This window comes from Kitasatospora sp. NPDC097643, from assembly GCF_040302625.1.
Taxonomy (GTDB): Bacteria; Actinomycetota; Actinomycetes; order Streptomycetales; family Streptomycetaceae; genus Kitasatospora.
This window is the reverse complement of sequence record NZ_JBEOSA010000051.1, coordinates 49,175-65,536: the sequence shown is the minus strand read 5'-3', so window position 1 is coordinate 65,536 and position 16,362 is coordinate 49,175. Positions and strand designations below refer to the sequence as shown.

Sequence of the window (16,362 nt, the reverse complement as noted above, 5' to 3'; positions counted from 1 at the left end):
AAACGCTCGGCTGGGAAACTCCAGCCGAGCGCCTGCGTACACTGCTCGCGGCTTGATCAACTCACCACGTGTTGCAACGACCCTTCGAATTCGCCACCCGGGCGAGGGCCTTCACGCGTTTCAGCGCTGCTCATCGCGGTCGCTGTTGTCCGGGCGCGGCATCTTCAGCGTCGCGACAACACCGAGGGCCACCGTGGCGATCGCGAGCGCGAGGAGGGCGACGAGGGCCGCCCCGACGAAGAACCCCATCACTCCCACGCCTCGTTCCGCTCGGCGTCACGGAGCAGGTGGAGGAGGTTGAGCAGAGTGCTCACCGGTGCGTTCCCGAAGTCGACCAGCAGCCGCCCCTCGATGGTGGCCCCGGAGACCCCAGCCGACCCCCAGAGCAGCCCGTAAGCACGACCACGCCTGCGCAACTCCCCGAGGAGTGTGGCGACTTGCTGTTCGGTGTACTCACGTACCCGGACGTCGTCCGGAGCGACGGGAAGGCGGTTCACGCGGCGGAGTCCAGCTCGTACCAGACACTCTTGCCGCGCTTCTGGGCATCGACGCCCCACCGGTGGGTGAGCCCTTCGACGAGCTGAAGCCCACGCCCGCTCTCGGCGAAGCCGGAGGGCATTCGCTGCTCGGGGAACGTGTCGCTCTCGTCCGAGACGGAAACCCGGAGCGTGCCACCGAGCAGGGAGAACAGGACGACGGGCGAGGCGGTCGCGCCGTGCCGCCACGCGTTGACGATCAGCTCGGCGAGCGCCAACTCCGCGTTGAAGATGGACTCGGAGTCCCACCCGGCCCGGGTCAGGGCGTCCCGCAGAGACTGCCGGGCGAGGGCGAGCGAGGGGGTGTTGCGGGTACACACGGGAACCTCCGTGAGGCGGTGGTGTGAGAGGGGGGAGGCCGTGAGCCAGGCCGGATGACGGTTGCTCTTCGGCGCGAGGGCAGCAGGCGCCTACTGCCTTGGAAACAGGCGTTGCTGACGATCCGTCGGATCAATGTGACATCGACCATAGCGCACTGGCTCTTAAATTTAAGAGGATGCCGTGAGGTTCCCTCCTCAGGGGGACAGATGGCCTGTCGACCAGCAGCGCGGCACACTGATCCCACAGCACGCTGAGAGGACGCCATGGCCCTTCGGACCCCAACCCTTCGTCAGCGCCGCCTCGGCGCCGAACTGCGGAGGATGCGAGAGCAAGCCGGCTTCGGGGGCAGCCAGCTAGCCCGTCTGCTTGGGGTGACCCCTGCCCTCGTGACCCAGATGGAGAACGGGAAGAGCAGCATCAGCCCGGATCGGCTCCGCGAGGTCGCCTCGGCGTGCGAATGCCACAATCAGCCGCTCATCGACGCTCTCATCGGCATCATCGAGGTGCAGGTGAAGGGCTGGTGGGAGAACTATCGCAACCAAATCCCCGACTTCTTTCTAGAATCCGCCGAGCACGAGGACTTCGCTGCCGAGACGATCAGGGTCTTTGTATCAACATTTCTGCCCGGGCTTCTGCAGACAGATGGCTACGCGCGAGGGATCTTCAGCCGACGGATCCCTCGCCTCCCTGCCGCCGAGCTTGATCTGCATACGGCGTTCCGTCTGGAGCGCAGAACGAGGGTTCTTCAGAGCCCGGAGAAGAAGCTCGAAGCCTATCTACACGAGTCCAGTCTGCTCACGCGCTTCGGCGGCCCTGATGTGCTGCGAGAGCAGCTTCACAGCCTGATCGACGACTCGCTGAGGGACGACATAAGGATTCGAGTCATCCCCTTTACTGCTCACACCTATCCGGGACCGGTCGAGAGCGCCATCTACACCGTTGGTGAGGTCTCCGAGCTCGACACGGTCGAGGTGGAGTCATCGCGAGGTCCGATCTTCTTCGATGCCCCGGGTGAGCTTGAGTCCTACCGCGAGGTCTTCAACCGCATCGATAAGGCTGCCCTCAGCGATGAGGAATCGCGAGACCTAATCCACCGCACGGCCAAGAACCTGAAAGGCTGAGATGTCTCAAGACCACTGGCAGAAGTCGTCCTTCAGTAGTTCCAGCGACACCTGTGTTGAAGTCCGTGCCACCCGTGGGGCGATCGAACTCCGTGAGTCCGACGACGGCGACGTCATCGTCCGCACGACCCCCCTCAGGTTCGCCACGCTCCTCCAGGGCGTGAAGGCGGGCGAGTTCGACCATCTCACCGCCGTCCCCTAACGAATCGTTCCGGCGGCCCCTTGCTTCTCGCAAGGGGCCGCCGGTAGATGGACACGTAACTCCCTCGTCCACAACCAACTCAGGAGAGGTCTTGGTCAGTGTGCGCGGTCATTCGTGGCAGAAGTCGACTTACTCCGGCTCGAACGCAGACTGCGTTGAGGTCCGTGCCACCCGTGGGGCGATCGAACTCCGCGAGTCTGACGACGGCGACGTCATCGTCCGCACCACCCTTCTCGGGTTCGCCGCGCTCCTCCAGGGCGTGAAAGCCGGCGAGTTCGACCACCTCATCGCCGCCCCCTAGCGAATCGTTCCGGCGGCAGGAGTGGGTCCAGCCCCACCCCAGGTGTGTGGCTGGACCCGTACTCGGCCCGTTCGGCTCTCCGTAGCGTCGTTCTCACCACGACACGGAGGAGAGAAACCATGGAGACGACCACTGCGGCCCACTTCGACACCGCGAAGAAGTGCATCACGCTCTTCGGTGCGATCAGCGCCATCGTCCTGGGCGTCGTGGCCGTGATGGCCTTCACCGGCCACGAGGCGACCCCGTTCATGTGGATCCGGGGCGCCATCCTCCTCGCCATCACCCCGCTGATCCACCGCCTGGCCGTCCAGGCCTCGGCCGGGTCCTACAAGGCCTTCGACCGCCTCCGCACCCTCGCCACGGTCATGCCGATCGCCATCATCGCCGTCGACCTGATCCCCGGCCTCTGCCCGGCCTGGTACGCGGTGATCCAGGGCCTCTCCGCCCTGGCCCTCCTCGGCGTCGCCTTCCTCACCCGCAGCTCCACCCTCAACGCCGCCTTCCCCAAGCCGAACTGAACCCCGAGCAGCGCAGGAAGTCGGCCCAACCGACTTCCTGCGCTCAGCCCGTCTCGTTCCGGCGGCCCCTTGCTCTTAGCAAGGGGCCGCCGGGGGTCTGCTCACAGGCCGGGGACGTGGTAGCCGTTCAGGTACCAGAGGGCGGCGGTGTACCAGAGCAGGGCGATCAGGGTGATCAGGGCGCCGCCGGCGGTGGGCAGGGCCCAGCCGGGGAGGCGGGGGTGGCGGACCACGATGACCTTGGTGACGAAGGCGCCGTAGAGGAAGCAGCCGGCCAGCGAGTGCAGGGCGATCCGGCTGTCGGTCAGTTGCACGCCGTAGGCGGTGATGCAGTGCTGGGCGATCGGGAGGGAGAGCAGGAACGTCCCGAGGCCGAGCAGCCGGTGCCCGGTCCGGACCGACCGGGGTGCGGTGCGCAGGCCAGGGAGTCGGCCGTACATCCACAGCGCCAGCAGGAGTTGGATCAGGGCGAGGCCCAGCAGGGCGGTCCCGAGCTGGGCCTTGAGCTGGTTCGCGTCGTCGAAGCGGCGGCCGAAGAGGCTGCTCGCGTAGTCGGGGGTGTGCGCCCGGCCGTACCAGTAGAGGCCGGCCGTCACCGCCACCGGCAGGAACGCCCATAGGAGGCCGGAGGCCCGCCGGGGGCGGGACGGCCGCTCGACGTCGTCCATCCGGCTCAGTCGCCCTCGACCTTGTTGCCTTCGGCGTTGATCACGTACCACTTGGCACCGAAGGCGCTGGACTCCTCGCCGTTGGTGTCGCCCTGGGCCTTGTCGCCCTCGAAGTAGTAGAGCGGGTGGCCGTTGTAGACGACCTGGGTCTTGCCGTCCTTGCGGGTGGTGGTGGAGAGCTTGGCCTGGTCGGCGCCGTGCGCGGCGGTGGGGGCGCCGGTGGTGAGGGCGGGCGGCCAGGCGGCGGCGCAGGCGTCGTAGCAGGTCGAGCTGGACGAGGTGTCCGCCTCGAACAGGTAGAGCGTCTTGCCCTGGGCGTCGACCAGGATGTTCGGGTACTTGCCGATGGTGGCCGCCGCGATCACGGTGCCCGTGCCGCTGGCGCCGGCGGTTGCGGTGGCGGAGGCGGAGGCGGTGGCCGAGGCGGTAGCGGAGGCCGAGGTGGAGGCGGTGGCCGAGGCCGAGGCGGAGGCGGGGGCACTCGATGCGGTGGTCGCCGGGGCCGTCGTCGTCTTGCTGCTGGAGCAGCCGCCGCAGGCCACGGTGATCAGGGCGGCGACGGCGACCGTGGCGGTGACCGTGCGGGGGTTTCTCATGGGCTTCTCTCCGGCCGGGGTGGGAACTGGTGCCACCACTTCAGCCTGAACGGGCCCGGCCGCTTCACCAGGCACGCCAGAGGGTGGGCCCGGAGGGGCGACCGTTAACCCCGATGGCCGACGATCGGCGCGCCAGGAGGCCGCTCCGCGGATCGGGCGCGTCGTCAGTGGGGCGGAACCCTACGGGAGTTCGGATGCTTCGACCAGTCGTTCGATGACGATCGATGGTGTGCGATGTCTCACGCCCGGCAGGCGTTTCATGCGTGTACGGACGGACATGTTGATCACGCCGGCCACCGGCACGCGTGGCAGCTGAATCCAGACGGGATGGGGATCATGAAGTCCATGAGCAAGGTGACCAAGGTGGTCGTCGCGGGCGCCATCGCTGCGGCATCCGTGGTGGGTCTGTCCGGAAGCGCTTCGGCGAGCAACGTCACGAGCGCGCTGTACCGCGGGCAGACCCTCAATGTCGGGGACTCGGTCGTCGGCACCACCGGCACCAGCACGTGGTACCAGTTGATCATGCAGGGGGACGGCAACCTGGTCGAGTACCGCTGGGACGGCGACCCGACGCAGGGCTCGCAGAGCCGTTCGGTGTGCTGGGCGTCGAACACCTACGGGTCGGGCGCCAACCACGCCACGTACCAGGGCGACGGCAACTTCGTCGTCTACACCCCGGGCGGTTTCGCGGCCTGGGCGTCGAACACCCAGGGTCGCGGGGGCTCGACGGTCGACATCAACTCGCGGGGTGCCCTGTACGTCGGGACCACGCTGATCTCGGGCAACTGCTGACCGGTCGCCCGAGCTGACCGTCGGTGCCGTCTCGCGGATCGCGGGGCGGCACCGACGCGTTCGCGGGTGGGGCGGGCCCGGACGGGCCGGGAGACGTGCGTCACACCGGTCGCTGTCACGATGCGCCGGGGTGCGCTGTCTTACGGGGTGACAGCGGACAACGACCGACCAGGGAGCGCGCCATGGAACCCCGCCTGAACCCCTTCGCCAGCCCGGTCATGGGCAAGGTCTTCAAGCACCTCGTCGCGGCCAACAAGCAGCTGCTGGACTCGACCCTGCCGCAGGCGACGCAGGAGCTGGTGAAGCTGCGCGCCAGCCAGATCAACGGCTGCGGCTTCTGCACCGACATGCACTTCAAGGACGCCGTGCACGCCGGGGAGAAGGCGACCCGCCTCAACCTGGTCGCGGCCTGGCGGGAGGCCACGGTGTTCACGGACGCCGAGCGCGCCGCCCTGGAGCTGGCGGAGCAGGGCACCCGGCTGGCCGACGGCGCCGGCGGGGTGACGGACGAGGCCTGGGCGAACGCCGCCGAGCACTACGACGAGGAGCAGCTGGCGGCGCTGGTGTGCCTGATCGCCGTCATCAACGCGTTCAACCGCGGGAACGTCATGGCCCGCATGCCCGCCGGCGACTACCAGCCGGGGCAGTTCGCCTGACCGGGCCGGTTCGCCTGACCGGGCCGGAGTCTCAGCGGGTGGATCCGCTGTGGGGCAGCGAAGAGCGCAGGAAGTCGGCCGGGCCGACTTCCTGCGCTCTCGCCAGGGGCGGGGCGGTCAGCTCGCGTACGGGTTCGCCCCGTAGCCCGGCTGGCCGGGCTGGCCCGGCTGCCCCGCGTAGGGCGCCGGCGGAGGGGTCGGCACGCCCTGCTGCGGGTTCGGGTACGGGTACGGCTGCTGCTGCGGGTACGGCTGCGCCTGCGCCGCCGGGTAGGGCTGGGCCTGCTGCTGCGGGTACGGCTGCGCCTGCGCCGCCGGGTACGGCTGGGCCTGCTGCTGCGGGTACGGCTGCGCCTGCGCCGCCGGGTAGGGCTGGGCCTGCTGCTGCGGGAAGGGCTGGCCCTGCGCGGCCGGGTACGGCTGCTGCTGCTGCGGGAACGGCGGCTGCCCCTGCGGCGCCAGCTCGAACGGCTGCGAGCTCGGGTCGATCGATCCGGGCGGGAACGCCGTGCTCAGCTGGTCCAGCTCGACCCGCCAGTAGCGGTGGATGTTCAGGCGCTTCGGCTCGCTGTCGGTGGGCAGCTGGAGGTACATCGAGCTCCAGACGCTGGCCCGCTTGACCCGGCTGACCGGGAAGGCGTGCCGCGGGAAGACCGCGACCACCTCGCCGGGGCGGTTGGTCCAACGGCTGGCCGTGTTGACCACCACGGAGCTGTTGGTGAGCGTCAGGAAGTAGAACCTGCGGGTCAGGGCGACGATCAGGCCGACCAGCGGGATCTCGTCGAAGATCGCGTTGAGCCACGGGCTCGGGCCGGTCTCCACGTGCACGCACGCGACGAACGTCTCCCCGGGCGGTGCCACCTGCGAGAGCTTCTCGACGACCTGTTCCTTCTGCTTCGCCCGGCGGATTGCCATGCTTCCGTTCCTCTCCCCCGTATTCGCCCGCCGGCGTGGCTGCCGACGGAAACCGGGCGAGGTTAGCAGGTGCCGGTGTCGCCCCGCAGGGCCCCCGGCTCATCGCCGTGACTCATCGCCGAGGATCGCCAACACCGTTGCCAGCGTTGGCCGTCGGCCCGTGCGCACACCATCCAGCCCGCTCCGGCAAGCCCATCCGCCCAAAACCGACCGATAAGGTGTTAATCCAACATTCATCCATGCCGCTTAGCCTCCGAGGGCTAGCCTCATGCTGAACGCCATCGTCCGACCGGGAGGCGGAACCCCCGTGCAAGGCACTGTGTCCACATCAGGCGGCTCCGCGGTGGCCGGAGGCCCCGGTGAGGCCTTCCTCCTCGTCGTCGACGACGAACCCAACATCCGCGAGCTGCTCTCCGCCTCCCTCCGCTTCTCCGGCTTCCGGGTCGCCTCCGCCGCCTCCGGGACGGAGGCCCTCGACCTGATCGCCGCCGAGCGCCCCGACCTCGTCGTGCTCGACGTGATGCTGCCCGACCTCGACGGCTTCACCGTGGTCGAGAAGCTGCGCGAGCGCACCACCCGCGGCCAGATCGCCGGGCCCCCGCACGGCCACCCCGGCGACCACCTCCCGGTGCTCTTCCTCACCGCCAAGGACGGCGTCGGCGACAAGGTGCAGGGCCTCGCCGCGGGCGCGGACGACTACGTCACCAAGCCGTTCAGCCTGGAGGAGCTGATCGCCCGGATCCGGGCCATCCTGCGCCGCTCCGGCGGCCCCGCCGAGGACGGCCGGCTGATCGTCGCCGACCTCAGCCTCGACCCGGTCGCCCACGAGGTCACCCGGGCCGGCATACCCGTCGCGCTCTCCCCGACCGAGTTCAAGCTGCTGCACTACCTGATGGCCAACGTCGGCCGGGTGGTGTCCAAGGCGCAGATCCTCGACCACGTCTGGGCCTACGACTTCGGCGGCGACCTCTCCATCGTCGAGTCGTACATCTCCTACCTGCGCCGCAAGCTCGACTCCGGCCCCGCCCACGGCCCCAAGCTGATCCACACCGTGCGCGGCATCGGCTACGCGCTGCGCCGGCCCCCGCAGGGCTGACCGGTCCGACCCGTGTTCAACCGCTTCTCCTCCCGGCTGTCGCTGCGCGCCCGGCTGCTGGTGCTCGCGCTCGCCCTGGTCACCACCGGGCTCGCGGTCAGCGACACCTTCGTGCTCGGCGCCGTCCGGATGCAGCTGGTGGAACAGCTCGACGAACAGCTCCAGCGGTACGGGCTGCCGCTGTCGCACCGGGCCCCGGCCCGGACCGGCACGCTCGACCCCGCCCGGCCCGTGGTCACCGGCCGGCGCAGCATGCTGCCCAGCCAGTACCTGGTGCAGTACCTCACCCCGGACGGCCGGGCGCAGTCCACCCTGCGCCAGCCCGTCTCGGACAACGACCCGGTGCCCCAGCTGGCCGCCCTCGACCCGGCCCGCATCACCCTCGACGTCCCCTTCGACCTGCTCGAACTGCGGAGCCACCGCAGGTGGCGCGCGCTCGTCCTGCCGATCCAGGCGCCCCGCGGCAGCGCCTCCGGCACCAACGCGTACGCCTCGCCCTCGGCCACCCCCACCTACGTGATGGTCGCCGTCTCCCGCGAGGACATCGACGCCACCGTCGGCAGACTGCGCACCTCCTTCCTGGCCATCGGCGGCGCCGTGCTGCTGCTGATCGCCGCGCTCGGCTTCTTCGCCGTCCGGGCCGGGCTGCGGCCGCTGCGGCGGATCGAGGCCGGTGCCGAACGGATCGCGGCCGGCGAACTCTCCCACCGGATGCCGGAACTCTCCCCGCGCACCGAGGTCGGCCGGCTGTCCATCGCGCTCAACGGGATGCTCACCCAGATCGAGGCCGCGTTCGCCGCCCGCGCCGAATCCGAGGCCCGGATGCGGCGCTTCGTCGCCGACGCCTCGCACGAGCTGCGCACCCCGCTGGCCGGCATCCGCGGCTTCGCCGAGCTCTACCGGATGGGCGCGCTGCCCACCGACGGGGACGTCAGGCGCACCATGAGCCGGATCGAGAGCGAGGCCGTCCGGATGGGCGCGCTCGTCGAGGACCTGCTGGTGCTCGCCCGGCTCGACGAGGAACGCCCGCTCGACCTCGCCCCGATGGACCTGCGCACCCTCGCCGCCGATGCCCTGCACGACCTCACCGCCCTCGACCCCAGCCGCCCGGTCGCGCTCACCGGCCCGGCCGGCACCGGTGCCCCGGGCGCGGCCCCGGTGCTCGGCGACGAGGCCCGGCTGCGCCAGGTGGTCACCAACCTGGTCGGCAACGCCGTCAAGCACACCCCGCCCGGCACCCCGGTGCGGATCGGGGTCGGCGGCGACGACGGGGTCTGCCTGCTGGAGGTCGCCGACGCCGGCCCCGGCCTCACCGAGGAGCAGGCGCAGCGGGTCTTCGACCGCTTCTACCGGGTCGACGCCTCGCGCAGCCGGCACGACGGCGGCGGCGCCGGACTCGGCCTCGCCATCGCCACCGCGCTCACCCGCGCCCACGGCGGGACCCTCAGTCTGCACACCGAGCCGGGCGCAGGGGCCACATTCCGGGTCGAACTACCCGTCAACGGCGACCGGGCTTCCTAGGGTGCTCGTCGACTCGTCCGTCGACTCGTCAATTTCCGTGCGAACCGCGCAATGTGACGGACCTTTCGTTGCCGGGACCCGGAATGGAGGGTGCGGAATCCGTGTGCCTATGATCGGCGACGCCGGGCGGGTGATCCCTCGCCCGAACCACGGCATTTTGCTTTTTACCGACCCGAAAGGGGTCTTCGTGAAACTCCGCCGTTCGCTGGTCTCGGCCGCCCTCGTCGCCGCCGTGATCGCACCCGCAGCCATGTTCTCCGCGGCACCCGCCTTCGCGGAGTCGGCTCCGGCGGCCCAGACCCAGAACGACACTTCGATCGCCGCGCTGGAGAAGGCGGCCGCCGACGCCGCCAAGGCGTACCAGGACGCGGTGGCGGCCGACGCCGCGGAACAGGCCGCGTGCACGGCCTTCATGAACAACTCCGAGCCCTACCTGGGCCAGCTCAAGGCGGCCCAGGCCGCTGCGGAGAAGGCCACCGCGGCCAAGGCGGCCGCGGACAAGGAGGCCGAGGAGGCCTCGGCCGCGTACCGCACCGCGAAGGAGGAGGACCGCCCCAAGATCAAGGAGTGGATGGAGAAGGCGTTCGCCGCCGCCAACGCCGCCACCGCCGAGGAGACCAAGGCCAAGGCCGCCGCGACCGCCGCCGGCAAGGCCCTGGACGACGCCCGGGTCGACGAGCTCCGCAAGGTCGCCAAGGCACAGGAGGCGGTCAAGACCACGGCCGCTGCGAAGGCCGCCGCGGAGAAGGCGCTCGCGGATGCCCGCGCGGCTGCCGTCGAGAAGCCGGTGGAGAAGCCGGTCGAGCAGCCGGTGGAGAAGCCCGCCGAGAAGCCCGTGGAGAAGCCGGTCGAGCAGCCGGTGCAGCAGCCGGTCGCCGTCGCCCCGGTCTCGGACACCACCGCGGCGGCTGCCACGACCACCAACAGCAGCACCAGCACCACCACCGCGTCGACCGCGTCGACCAGCCAGGCGAAGTCGACGACCTCCGGCACCACCGCGGCCACCACCACGACCACTACGGCCACCGGCTCGACGGCCGAGCTCGCCGAGACCGGTGCCAACCCGGCCACCCCGTACCTGGCCCTGGGCTCCGGCCTGGCCCTGAGCCTCGGCGCCGCTGCCCTCTGGGTCTCCCGCCGCAAGGCCTCCAGCACCTCCTGACCCACCCGGTCCGCGCCCACTCGGGAGGAGGCCGCGTACCACCCCGCCGCAGGGCAGACCACCCGGTCTGCCCTGCGGTTTTGCAATCCCCAGCCCTCAAACCGCCTGATCGAGTGAACCTCTGACCGTTCACCCGGTCGGCCCCTCGGTCGTGTGCGACCGTGCTGCCGTTGCTTGTGCGAGCTCGCGCAGGCTCATCACACTGGACGGGAAAGAGGTGTCCCAATGAGCGTGCTCGTCGTCGAGGAGACCGTCGTGAACCTGGACCAGCAGCTGTGGCAGGCGTGGAAGTCCATGGATGTGCCCGAGGGCTTCCGAGCGGAGATCATCGAGGGGACGATCACGTTGTCACCGACCGGCAGCAGCCGCCATTTCGACGTCAACAACCGGGTCCTGGAAGGCCTGTTCGTTCACCTGCGCGGCGGTGACTGGCGGCCGGGAAACGACTGCAACGTCATTGACGGGTTCAAGGTGCTCATCCCTGATGTGTTCGTCGCTCGGAGGGACATCGAGGCGATCGACCACCCGGACGGCAAGGGCCTGCTCGCTTCCGGTGTCACTCTCGTCGTCGAGACCGTTTCCCCCGGCGCTGAGAACCGCCGTCGCGACCGCGTCCTCAAACACCGCGCCTACGCGGCCGCCGGAATCCCGGTCTACGTCATCATCGACGACTACGACGACGGCGGAGCCGTCACCATCCTCACCGGCCCCGACCCCGAGCGCCGGGCCTACGCCTCCGCGACCCGTGTCCCGTACGGCAAGGAGGCCGTGATTCCGGAGGGTCCGGTCAAGGGGTTCGTGATCGGGCCGGAGATCACCGGCGAGCGGCGGGTCGGGAGTGGCGCGGCGTCCTAGGATCGTTCGCCATGGGGGAGAGCTTTCGGGTGGGGGACGTGTTGCGGGTGGCGTGTCCGTTCACCGAGGTGAGGGTGGCGGGCTTCGGGTACGACCACGTCGCGGTGGAGTGGCCGTGGTGGGAGGTCGATCCGGACTGCGACTGGATCGTGTGGAACGGGCAGGTGGCGTTGCCGCTGGACCAGGACGGGGACGGCGGGCTGTTCCGGACCGACCCGGCGCCCGGGCGGCTGCGGGCGGGGGAGGTCTGCCGGGTGGGGATCCCGCCGACGGTCGTCCAGGTGATCGACGTCGCGCACTACGACCCGCCGCAGGAGACCGGCCGGCTGCCCCGGCCGCGGCTGGAGCTGGTGGTGCTGCCGTACGGGGAGTCGCAGCACCCGGAGTTGGAGTACCAGGGCGAGGGCCTGAACCCCGGTGACGGCATCCCCGTCGCGTACGAGCTGTTGTTCCGCCCCCACGCCTGGCTGGTGGAGGGCGACGAGGTGGCCGATGCGGCGGGCCGGGCCTGGCGGTTCGACGGGCCGTGGCGCTGGTACCCGTTCGACGGGGTCGCGGAGGAGCCGCCGAGCTGGCCGCTGACCCTGCTGACCAGGGACGGCCGGGAGCCCACCCCGGCGCAGGCCGAGGCGGTGGCCCGGGCGACGGCGGCCGGCGACCACGCAGGCGAGTCGGCCCGGTGGTCGGAGCTGACCGGGGCTACGCCTCCCCCGCCGGGGCGCTGAGCATTTCCCGCGAACGGCCAGCGGGTTCTCGCGGTCTTTGTCGACTCATCAATTCCTTCACCGTTCCGGGAATCTGAATGGAATGTGGAGATCGCCGTGTCTATGATCAGCTCGCTCCGGGCGGTCAAGAACGGCCCGGAGCACGGACTTTGCCTTTCCATTCGTCCCGAAAGTGGTCATATTGAACCTCCGCCGTACGCTGGTGTCGGCCGCCGTCGTTGTCGCCGTGGTCTCGCCCGCAGCAGTGTTCTCCGCGGTCCCCGCCTTCGCGGAGTCGGCTCCGGTGGCCCAGACCCAGAGCGACACCTCGATCGCCACGCTGGAGAAGGCCGCCGCCGACGCCGCCAAGGTGTACGAGGCTGCGGTCGCCGCCGAAGCCAAGCTCCAGGCCGAGACCACGGCCTACCTGAACGACACCCAGCCTTACCAGGGCAAGTACGACGCCGCCGCGGCGGCCGCGGTGAAGGCCGCTGCCGACAAGGCCGCCGCCGACAAGGAGCTGGCCGAGGCCAACGCCGCACTCGCGGCCGCCAAGCCCGAGGACCAGGCCGCGGCCGCCGAGCGGGTGAAGAAGGCCGACGCCGCCGCCCAGGCCGCGGCCACCGCCGCCCAGGCCGCCCAGGACGCGCAGATCGCCGCGCGTACGGACCTCGACGACGCCCGGGTCGCCCAGAGCCGCAAGCTCGCCGTGGCGCAGGAGGCGGTCAAGACCGCGGCCGCCGCCAAGACCGCCGCCGAGAAGGCGCTCGCCGACGCCCGTGAGGCCGCTGCCCAGAAGCCGGTGGAGCCGCCGGTGGAGAAGCCGGCCGAGAAGCCCGTGGAGCAGCCGGTCGAGCAGCCGGTGCAGCAGCCGGTCGCCGTTGCCCCGGCCTCGGACACCACCGCGGCCGCCGCCACGACCACCAACAGCAGCACCAGCACCACCGCGTCGACCAAGTCGACCTCGGCGACCGGCCAGGCGAAGTCGACGACCTCCGCCACCACCGCGGTCACCACCACCACGGCGGCCACCGGTTCGACGGCCGAGCTCGCCGAGACCGGTGCCAACCCGGCCACCCCGTACCTGGCCCTGGGCTCCGGCCTGGCCCTCAGCCTCGGCGCCGCTGCCCTCTGGGTCTCCCGCCGCAAGGCCTCCAGCACCTCCTGACCCACCCGGTCCGCGCCCGCCCGGGAGGAGGCCGCGTACCACCCCACGCACCCCGTACACCGCAGGGCAGACCACCCGGTCTGCCCTGCGGTTCTGTTTCCGGACCCGGAACGCCCCGATCGGGTGAACCCCGTGCCGTACACCCGCTCGGCCGCCCGGCCGTGTGTGACGGTTCTCGTGATCACGCGAGACACCAGGAGGCGGCCGTGGGCACTGATCAGAGGCGGGCGGAGACCGACGAGGTATGTCCCCTGCCACTGAGGAGTGCGACCACCTCCCGGAACGCCGCGCTCACGGGGGAGCGTCATGACTGAGCCCGCGGTGTCCTTCCGGCGGGACCTCTCCGAGTGGCGGATCGTCCTCGTCGCCTGGCGGTTGCTGGTGCTACAGGCGGCGGACCCGGTGGTGGGGGCCGGAATGAGCGAGCACTCCACGTACCGTGCGCATCCGTGGCGGCGTGTGGAGCACACCCTGGGCAGTGGACGGCGGCTGTTCTACCAGGACGCGGAGTCGCTGCGGCGGGAGGTCGCGCGGCTGGAGCGGGCGCACAAGCGGATCAGCGGGACGGCGCCGGACGGGCGGCCGTACGACGCCGGGGACCCGGCGACCCGGGCGTGGGTGCTACTGACGCTGTTCGAGTGCGTGGTGGCGATGCGGCGCCTCGGTGGTGAGCCGTACGACGGCGATCAACTGGAGGCGGTGTACGCCGAGTTCACCGAGGCGGTCGCCGTCTTCGGTCTGCCGGAGGGGGAACTGCCCCGCACCGCGGCCGATCTGCCCGGCTACTTCGCCCGGTACGCCCGCGAGCGGCTGGAGTTCACCGAGGCGGCGCGCTACCTGCTGTACGACATCCTGCGCGAGGCGCCGTGCCCGCGCCGGCTCCGGTTCCTCGGGGACGCCGGGTGGCGGGCGGTGCGCGGGGTGGTGGCCCGGGTGGTCACCGCGCTGACGGTCGCGGACCTGCCACCGGTGGTGCGGGAGCGGCTCGGGCTGGTCCGGACGCGGCGGGCCGCGCTGCTCTCCCGGCTGCTGCACCGGGGTGCCGGCGCCGTCGTCCCGCTCCTGCCGGACGGGCTGCGCTACCGGTCCCCGGAGGAGCGGCGCGGGTCGTCCCGGTGGCGTCCGCCGCGCCGGGACGCCCGCGGGCCCCGGCTGGAGCGGTTCTTCCGCGAGGTGCTGGACCAGACCGGGGACGGCTTCATCACCGTGCACGACCTGCGGGCGATGGCGCACAACGTGTGCTGGCAGCTGGAGCTGGACGAGGCCGCCGAGGCGCGGGTGTACCGGGCCTTCGACGGCTGGTGGGAGCAACTGCGCACGGCGATGGACGCGAACGGGGACGGCCGGGTCAGCCGGGAGGAGTTCGTGGCGGCCACCGTCGCAGGCTGCGACCGGGATCCGGCCTACCTGGAACAGGGGCTGCTGCCCGCGCTGCGGGCGGTGTTCACCGCCGCGGACACGGACGGCAGCGGCTTCCTGGAGGCGGACGAGTACCGGGTGGTGTTCGGCGGCCCGCGCGTTCACCCGGCCGAACTCTCGCACGGATTCCGCCAGTTGGACGTCGACGGGGACGGGCGGATCACCGTGGAGGAGTTCCTGCACGGCTTCACCGAGTTCTTCACGGCCCGCGCCGACTCCACGCCCGGCACCCAACTCCTCGGCCGCGCGTAGGCACGACCGTCACTCCCGGAGCGCCGCGATGGTGTCGGCGACCAGGGTGCGGGCCTCGGTCACGGTGGCGGTCAGTGCGGCGGGGTCGGGGCCGAGGGCGGTCAGCAGGGCCTCGGCTCGGTGGGCGAACCAGGGTGGGGTGGCGGCGAGTGCGCCCTTCTCGTTGAGGCACCAGCGGCGGGCGTCGGCGTGCAGGGCCTGCACCAGGATGCCGATGGCGCGGGAGAGGCTGAGCGAGACGTACAGGACGTCGCCGCGGGCGGCGCCCTTGACGGCGCCCGCGGTGAGGAAGTCGGCCTCCCAGGCGGCGGCGGTGAGCGCGGTGCGCAGGGCCTCCGGGTAGACCGCCATGCCGGCCCGGAGTGTCGTCAACTCCCCGGTGGGGTCGGCGAGCAGGCGGCCGAGGGCGAGCTCACCGGCGTAGCAGGGGGACCAGAAGCCGAGCGGGTGGCCGACCTGGACGCCGACCTCGTAGCGGCCCTCCCGGCAGTCGGCCCAGACCCGTTCGACCCGGTCGAGGTCGCGCAGGATCCAGTCGACGGCGACGCCGCCAACGGTGAGCCAGGCACCGCCGTTGACCCATGGCCCCCAGTCGCCGGGGCCGGCGACCTCGACCCCGGGGCCGGCCAGCGCGCGCAGGGCGGCGAGGTCGACTTCGCCGCGGTAGTAGACGCCGAGGTCCCAGTCGGAGTCCGTCCGGTGTGCGCCGCGGGCGCGGCTGCCGCCGAGGGCCACCCCGACCACTCCGGGCACCCGGGCCAGCCGCTCGGCCATCTCCGCGACGATCGTCCGCATGCGCGCGAGTCTGGCACGGACGGTAATCCGTTCGCCCGGAATTTCCGGCCGCCGTACCGTCGGGGTATGGACGTGTCCGCGCAGGTGCTCTCGGTCAACATCGGCAGGCCCCGGCCGAACCCGTGGAAGCGGGGCGTCGGCCTGACGGGGATCGACAAGCGCCCGGTGGTCGGTCCGGTCGCGGTGTCCGCGCCGGGGGTGCCGGGGACGGGTGCGGTCGGGCTGGCGGGGGACCGGGTGTTCGACGTCAAGAACCACGGCGGCGACGACCAGGCGGTGTACGCCTACGCCCGGGAGGACCTGGACGGCTGGCAGGACGAGCTGGGCCGGGAGCTCGGCAACGGCTCGTTCGGGGAGAACCTGACCACGCTCGGCCTGGACGTGAACGGCGCGCTGATCGGCGAGCGCTGGCGGATCGGTCCGGACGTGGTGCTGGAGGTGTCCTGCGCGCGGGTGCCGTGCGGCACCTTCCAGGGCTGGCTGGAACGGGACGGCTGGATCCGCCGCTTCACCGAGGCGGCGCTGCCGGGCGCCTACCTGCGGGTGATCGAGCCGGGCGAACTGCGCGCCGGGGACGCCGTCGAGGTGGTGCACCGGCCGTCCCACGATGTCACGGTGGCCCGGTCGTTCCGCGCGGTGACCACCGAACCGGAGCTGTTGCCAAGCCTGTTGGCGGCCGAGGCGCTCCCGGAGGAGATCAAGGACCTGGTGCGCCGCCGGGTCGGAGCCTAGGATCGGCGGTACGGCATCGCGTGTCGGTCACC

The 16,362-nt window shown here is 71.3% G+C and carries 21 protein-coding genes; 14 read left to right on the top strand and 7 right to left on the bottom strand.

Going from position 1 to position 16,362, the window contains the following annotated elements; translation table 11 throughout:
• Nucleotides 1–120: 120 nt before the first annotated feature.
• The 3 genes from ABTY15_RS27840 to ABTY15_RS27830 are packed head-to-tail and all read right to left on the bottom strand — an operon-like array spanning nt 121 to nt 856.
• Nucleotides 121–249: a hypothetical protein gene (locus ABTY15_RS27840; RefSeq protein WP_350601205.1), complete on the bottom strand. Its 129-nt coding sequence runs from the start codon at nt 247–249 to the stop codon at nt 121–123.
• A complete protein-coding gene (locus ABTY15_RS27835) occupies nt 249–497 on the bottom strand; it encodes a hypothetical protein (RefSeq protein ID WP_350601203.1) in 249 nt (82 codons plus the stop codon). The genes ABTY15_RS27840 and ABTY15_RS27835 overlap by 1 nt, the downstream gene beginning before the upstream one ends.
• Nucleotides 494–856, bottom strand: coding sequence for an ATP-binding protein (locus ABTY15_RS27830; RefSeq protein ID WP_350601201.1), 363 nt, complete (start codon nt 854–856; stop codon nt 494–496). Before ABTY15_RS27830 ends, ABTY15_RS27835 begins: the two co-directional genes overlap by 4 nt.
• 264 nt (nt 857–1,120) lie before the next feature.
• On the opposite strand from ABTY15_RS27830, the gene ABTY15_RS27825 reads away from it, so the two are divergent.
• The 4 genes from ABTY15_RS27825 (at nt 1,121) to ABTY15_RS27810 (ending at nt 2,999) form a co-directional block, all read left to right on the top strand.
• A complete protein-coding gene (locus tag ABTY15_RS27825) occupies nt 1,121–1,978 on the top strand; it encodes a helix-turn-helix domain-containing protein (RefSeq protein WP_350601199.1) in 858 nt (285 codons plus the stop codon).
• A gap of 1 nt (nt 1,979) precedes the next feature.
• Nucleotides 1,980–2,180, top strand: coding sequence for a DUF397 domain-containing protein (locus tag ABTY15_RS27820; RefSeq protein WP_350601196.1), 201 nt, complete (start codon nt 1,980–1,982; stop codon nt 2,178–2,180).
• Nucleotides 2,181–2,280: 100 nt separating this feature from the next.
• A complete protein-coding gene (locus ABTY15_RS27815) occupies nt 2,281–2,481 on the top strand; it encodes a DUF397 domain-containing protein (RefSeq protein ID WP_350601212.1) in 201 nt (66 codons plus the stop codon).
• Between the two features lie 119 nt (nt 2,482–2,600).
• Nucleotides 2,601–2,999: a hypothetical protein gene (locus tag ABTY15_RS27810; RefSeq protein ID WP_350601195.1), complete on the top strand. Its 399-nt coding sequence runs from the start codon at nt 2,601–2,603 to the stop codon at nt 2,997–2,999.
• Between the two features lie 101 nt (nt 3,000–3,100).
• Here the strand turns inward: ABTY15_RS27810 and ABTY15_RS27805 are convergent, their stop codons facing one another.
• Together ABTY15_RS27805 and ABTY15_RS27800 are read right to left on the bottom strand one after the other, a co-directional pair.
• Nucleotides 3,101–3,667, bottom strand: a complete 567-nt coding sequence (locus ABTY15_RS27805) for a DUF6529 family protein (RefSeq protein ID WP_350601192.1) — start codon at nt 3,665–3,667, stop codon at nt 3,101–3,103.
• Between the two features lie 5 nt (nt 3,668–3,672).
• Nucleotides 3,673–4,263 carry a COG4315 family predicted lipoprotein gene (locus ABTY15_RS27800; RefSeq protein ID WP_350601188.1) on the bottom strand — a complete coding sequence of 197 codons (591 nt, stop codon included), beginning with the start codon at nt 4,261–4,263 and terminating at the stop codon, nt 3,673–3,675.
• 345 nt (nt 4,264–4,608) lie between these two features.
• On the opposite strand from ABTY15_RS27800, the gene ABTY15_RS27795 reads away from it, so the two are divergent.
• Nucleotides 4,609–5,055 carry a hypothetical protein gene (locus ABTY15_RS27795; protein WP_350601186.1) on the top strand — a complete coding sequence of 149 codons (447 nt, stop codon included), beginning with the start codon at nt 4,609–4,611 and terminating at the stop codon, nt 5,053–5,055.
• Nucleotides 5,056–5,237: 182 nt separating this feature from the next.
• Entirely contained in the window at nt 5,238–5,711 is a 474-nt protein-coding gene (locus ABTY15_RS27790) for a carboxymuconolactone decarboxylase family protein (RefSeq protein ID WP_350601184.1), read from the top strand.
• Nucleotides 5,712–5,828: 117 nt separating this feature from the next.
• On the opposite strand, the gene ABTY15_RS27785 is transcribed toward ABTY15_RS27790, so the two are convergent.
• The gene (locus ABTY15_RS27785; RefSeq protein WP_350601180.1) at nt 5,829–6,626 is read right to left on the bottom strand and encodes a hypothetical protein; all 798 of its coding nucleotides are present in this window, start codon (nt 6,624–6,626) and stop codon (nt 5,829–5,831) included.
• 343 nt (nt 6,627–6,969) lie between these two features.
• Between ABTY15_RS27785 and ABTY15_RS27780 the strand changes: the two genes are divergently transcribed.
• The 7 genes from ABTY15_RS27780 (at nt 6,970) to ABTY15_RS27750 (ending at nt 14,803) form a co-directional block, all read left to right on the top strand.
• Entirely contained in the window at nt 6,970–7,722 is a 753-nt protein-coding gene (locus ABTY15_RS27780; protein ID WP_350601177.1) for a response regulator transcription factor, read from the top strand.
• A 12-nt stretch (nt 7,723–7,734) separates the two neighbouring features.
• Entirely contained in the window at nt 7,735–9,243 is a 1,509-nt protein-coding gene (locus tag ABTY15_RS27775) for a sensor histidine kinase (RefSeq protein WP_350601174.1), read from the top strand.
• Nucleotides 9,244–9,430: 187 nt separating this feature from the next.
• Nucleotides 9,431–10,405, top strand: coding sequence for an LAETG motif-containing sortase-dependent surface protein (locus tag ABTY15_RS27770; RefSeq protein ID WP_350601171.1), 975 nt, complete (start codon nt 9,431–9,433; stop codon nt 10,403–10,405).
• A gap of 225 nt (nt 10,406–10,630) precedes the next feature.
• Nucleotides 10,631–11,260, top strand: coding sequence for a Uma2 family endonuclease (locus ABTY15_RS27765; RefSeq protein WP_502893607.1), 630 nt, complete (start codon nt 10,631–10,633; stop codon nt 11,258–11,260).
• 11 nt (nt 11,261–11,271) lie between these two features.
• Nucleotides 11,272–11,985: a hypothetical protein gene (locus tag ABTY15_RS27760; protein ID WP_350601165.1), complete on the top strand. Its 714-nt coding sequence runs from the start codon at nt 11,272–11,274 to the stop codon at nt 11,983–11,985.
• Nucleotides 11,986–12,166: 181 nt separating this feature from the next.
• Nucleotides 12,167–13,132, top strand: a complete 966-nt coding sequence (locus ABTY15_RS27755) for an LAETG motif-containing sortase-dependent surface protein (RefSeq protein WP_350601163.1) — start codon at nt 12,167–12,169, stop codon at nt 13,130–13,132.
• Between the two features lie 306 nt (nt 13,133–13,438).
• Nucleotides 13,439–14,803 (top strand): oxygenase MpaB family protein, encoded by a 1,365-nt coding sequence (locus ABTY15_RS27750; protein ID WP_350601160.1) that lies wholly within the window; start codon nt 13,439–13,441, stop codon nt 14,801–14,803.
• Between the two features lie 9 nt (nt 14,804–14,812).
• Here the strand turns inward: ABTY15_RS27750 and ABTY15_RS27745 are convergent, their stop codons facing one another.
• Nucleotides 14,813–15,598, bottom strand: a complete 786-nt coding sequence (locus ABTY15_RS27745) for a nucleotidyltransferase domain-containing protein (RefSeq protein ID WP_350601158.1) — start codon at nt 15,596–15,598, stop codon at nt 14,813–14,815.
• Nucleotides 15,599–15,664: 66 nt separating this feature from the next.
• Between ABTY15_RS27745 and ABTY15_RS27740 the strand changes: the two genes are divergently transcribed.
• Nucleotides 15,665–16,330, top strand: a complete 666-nt coding sequence (locus tag ABTY15_RS27740; RefSeq protein ID WP_350601156.1) for an MOSC domain-containing protein — start codon at nt 15,665–15,667, stop codon at nt 16,328–16,330.
• The last annotated feature ends 32 nt before the right edge of the window (nt 16,331–16,362 follow it).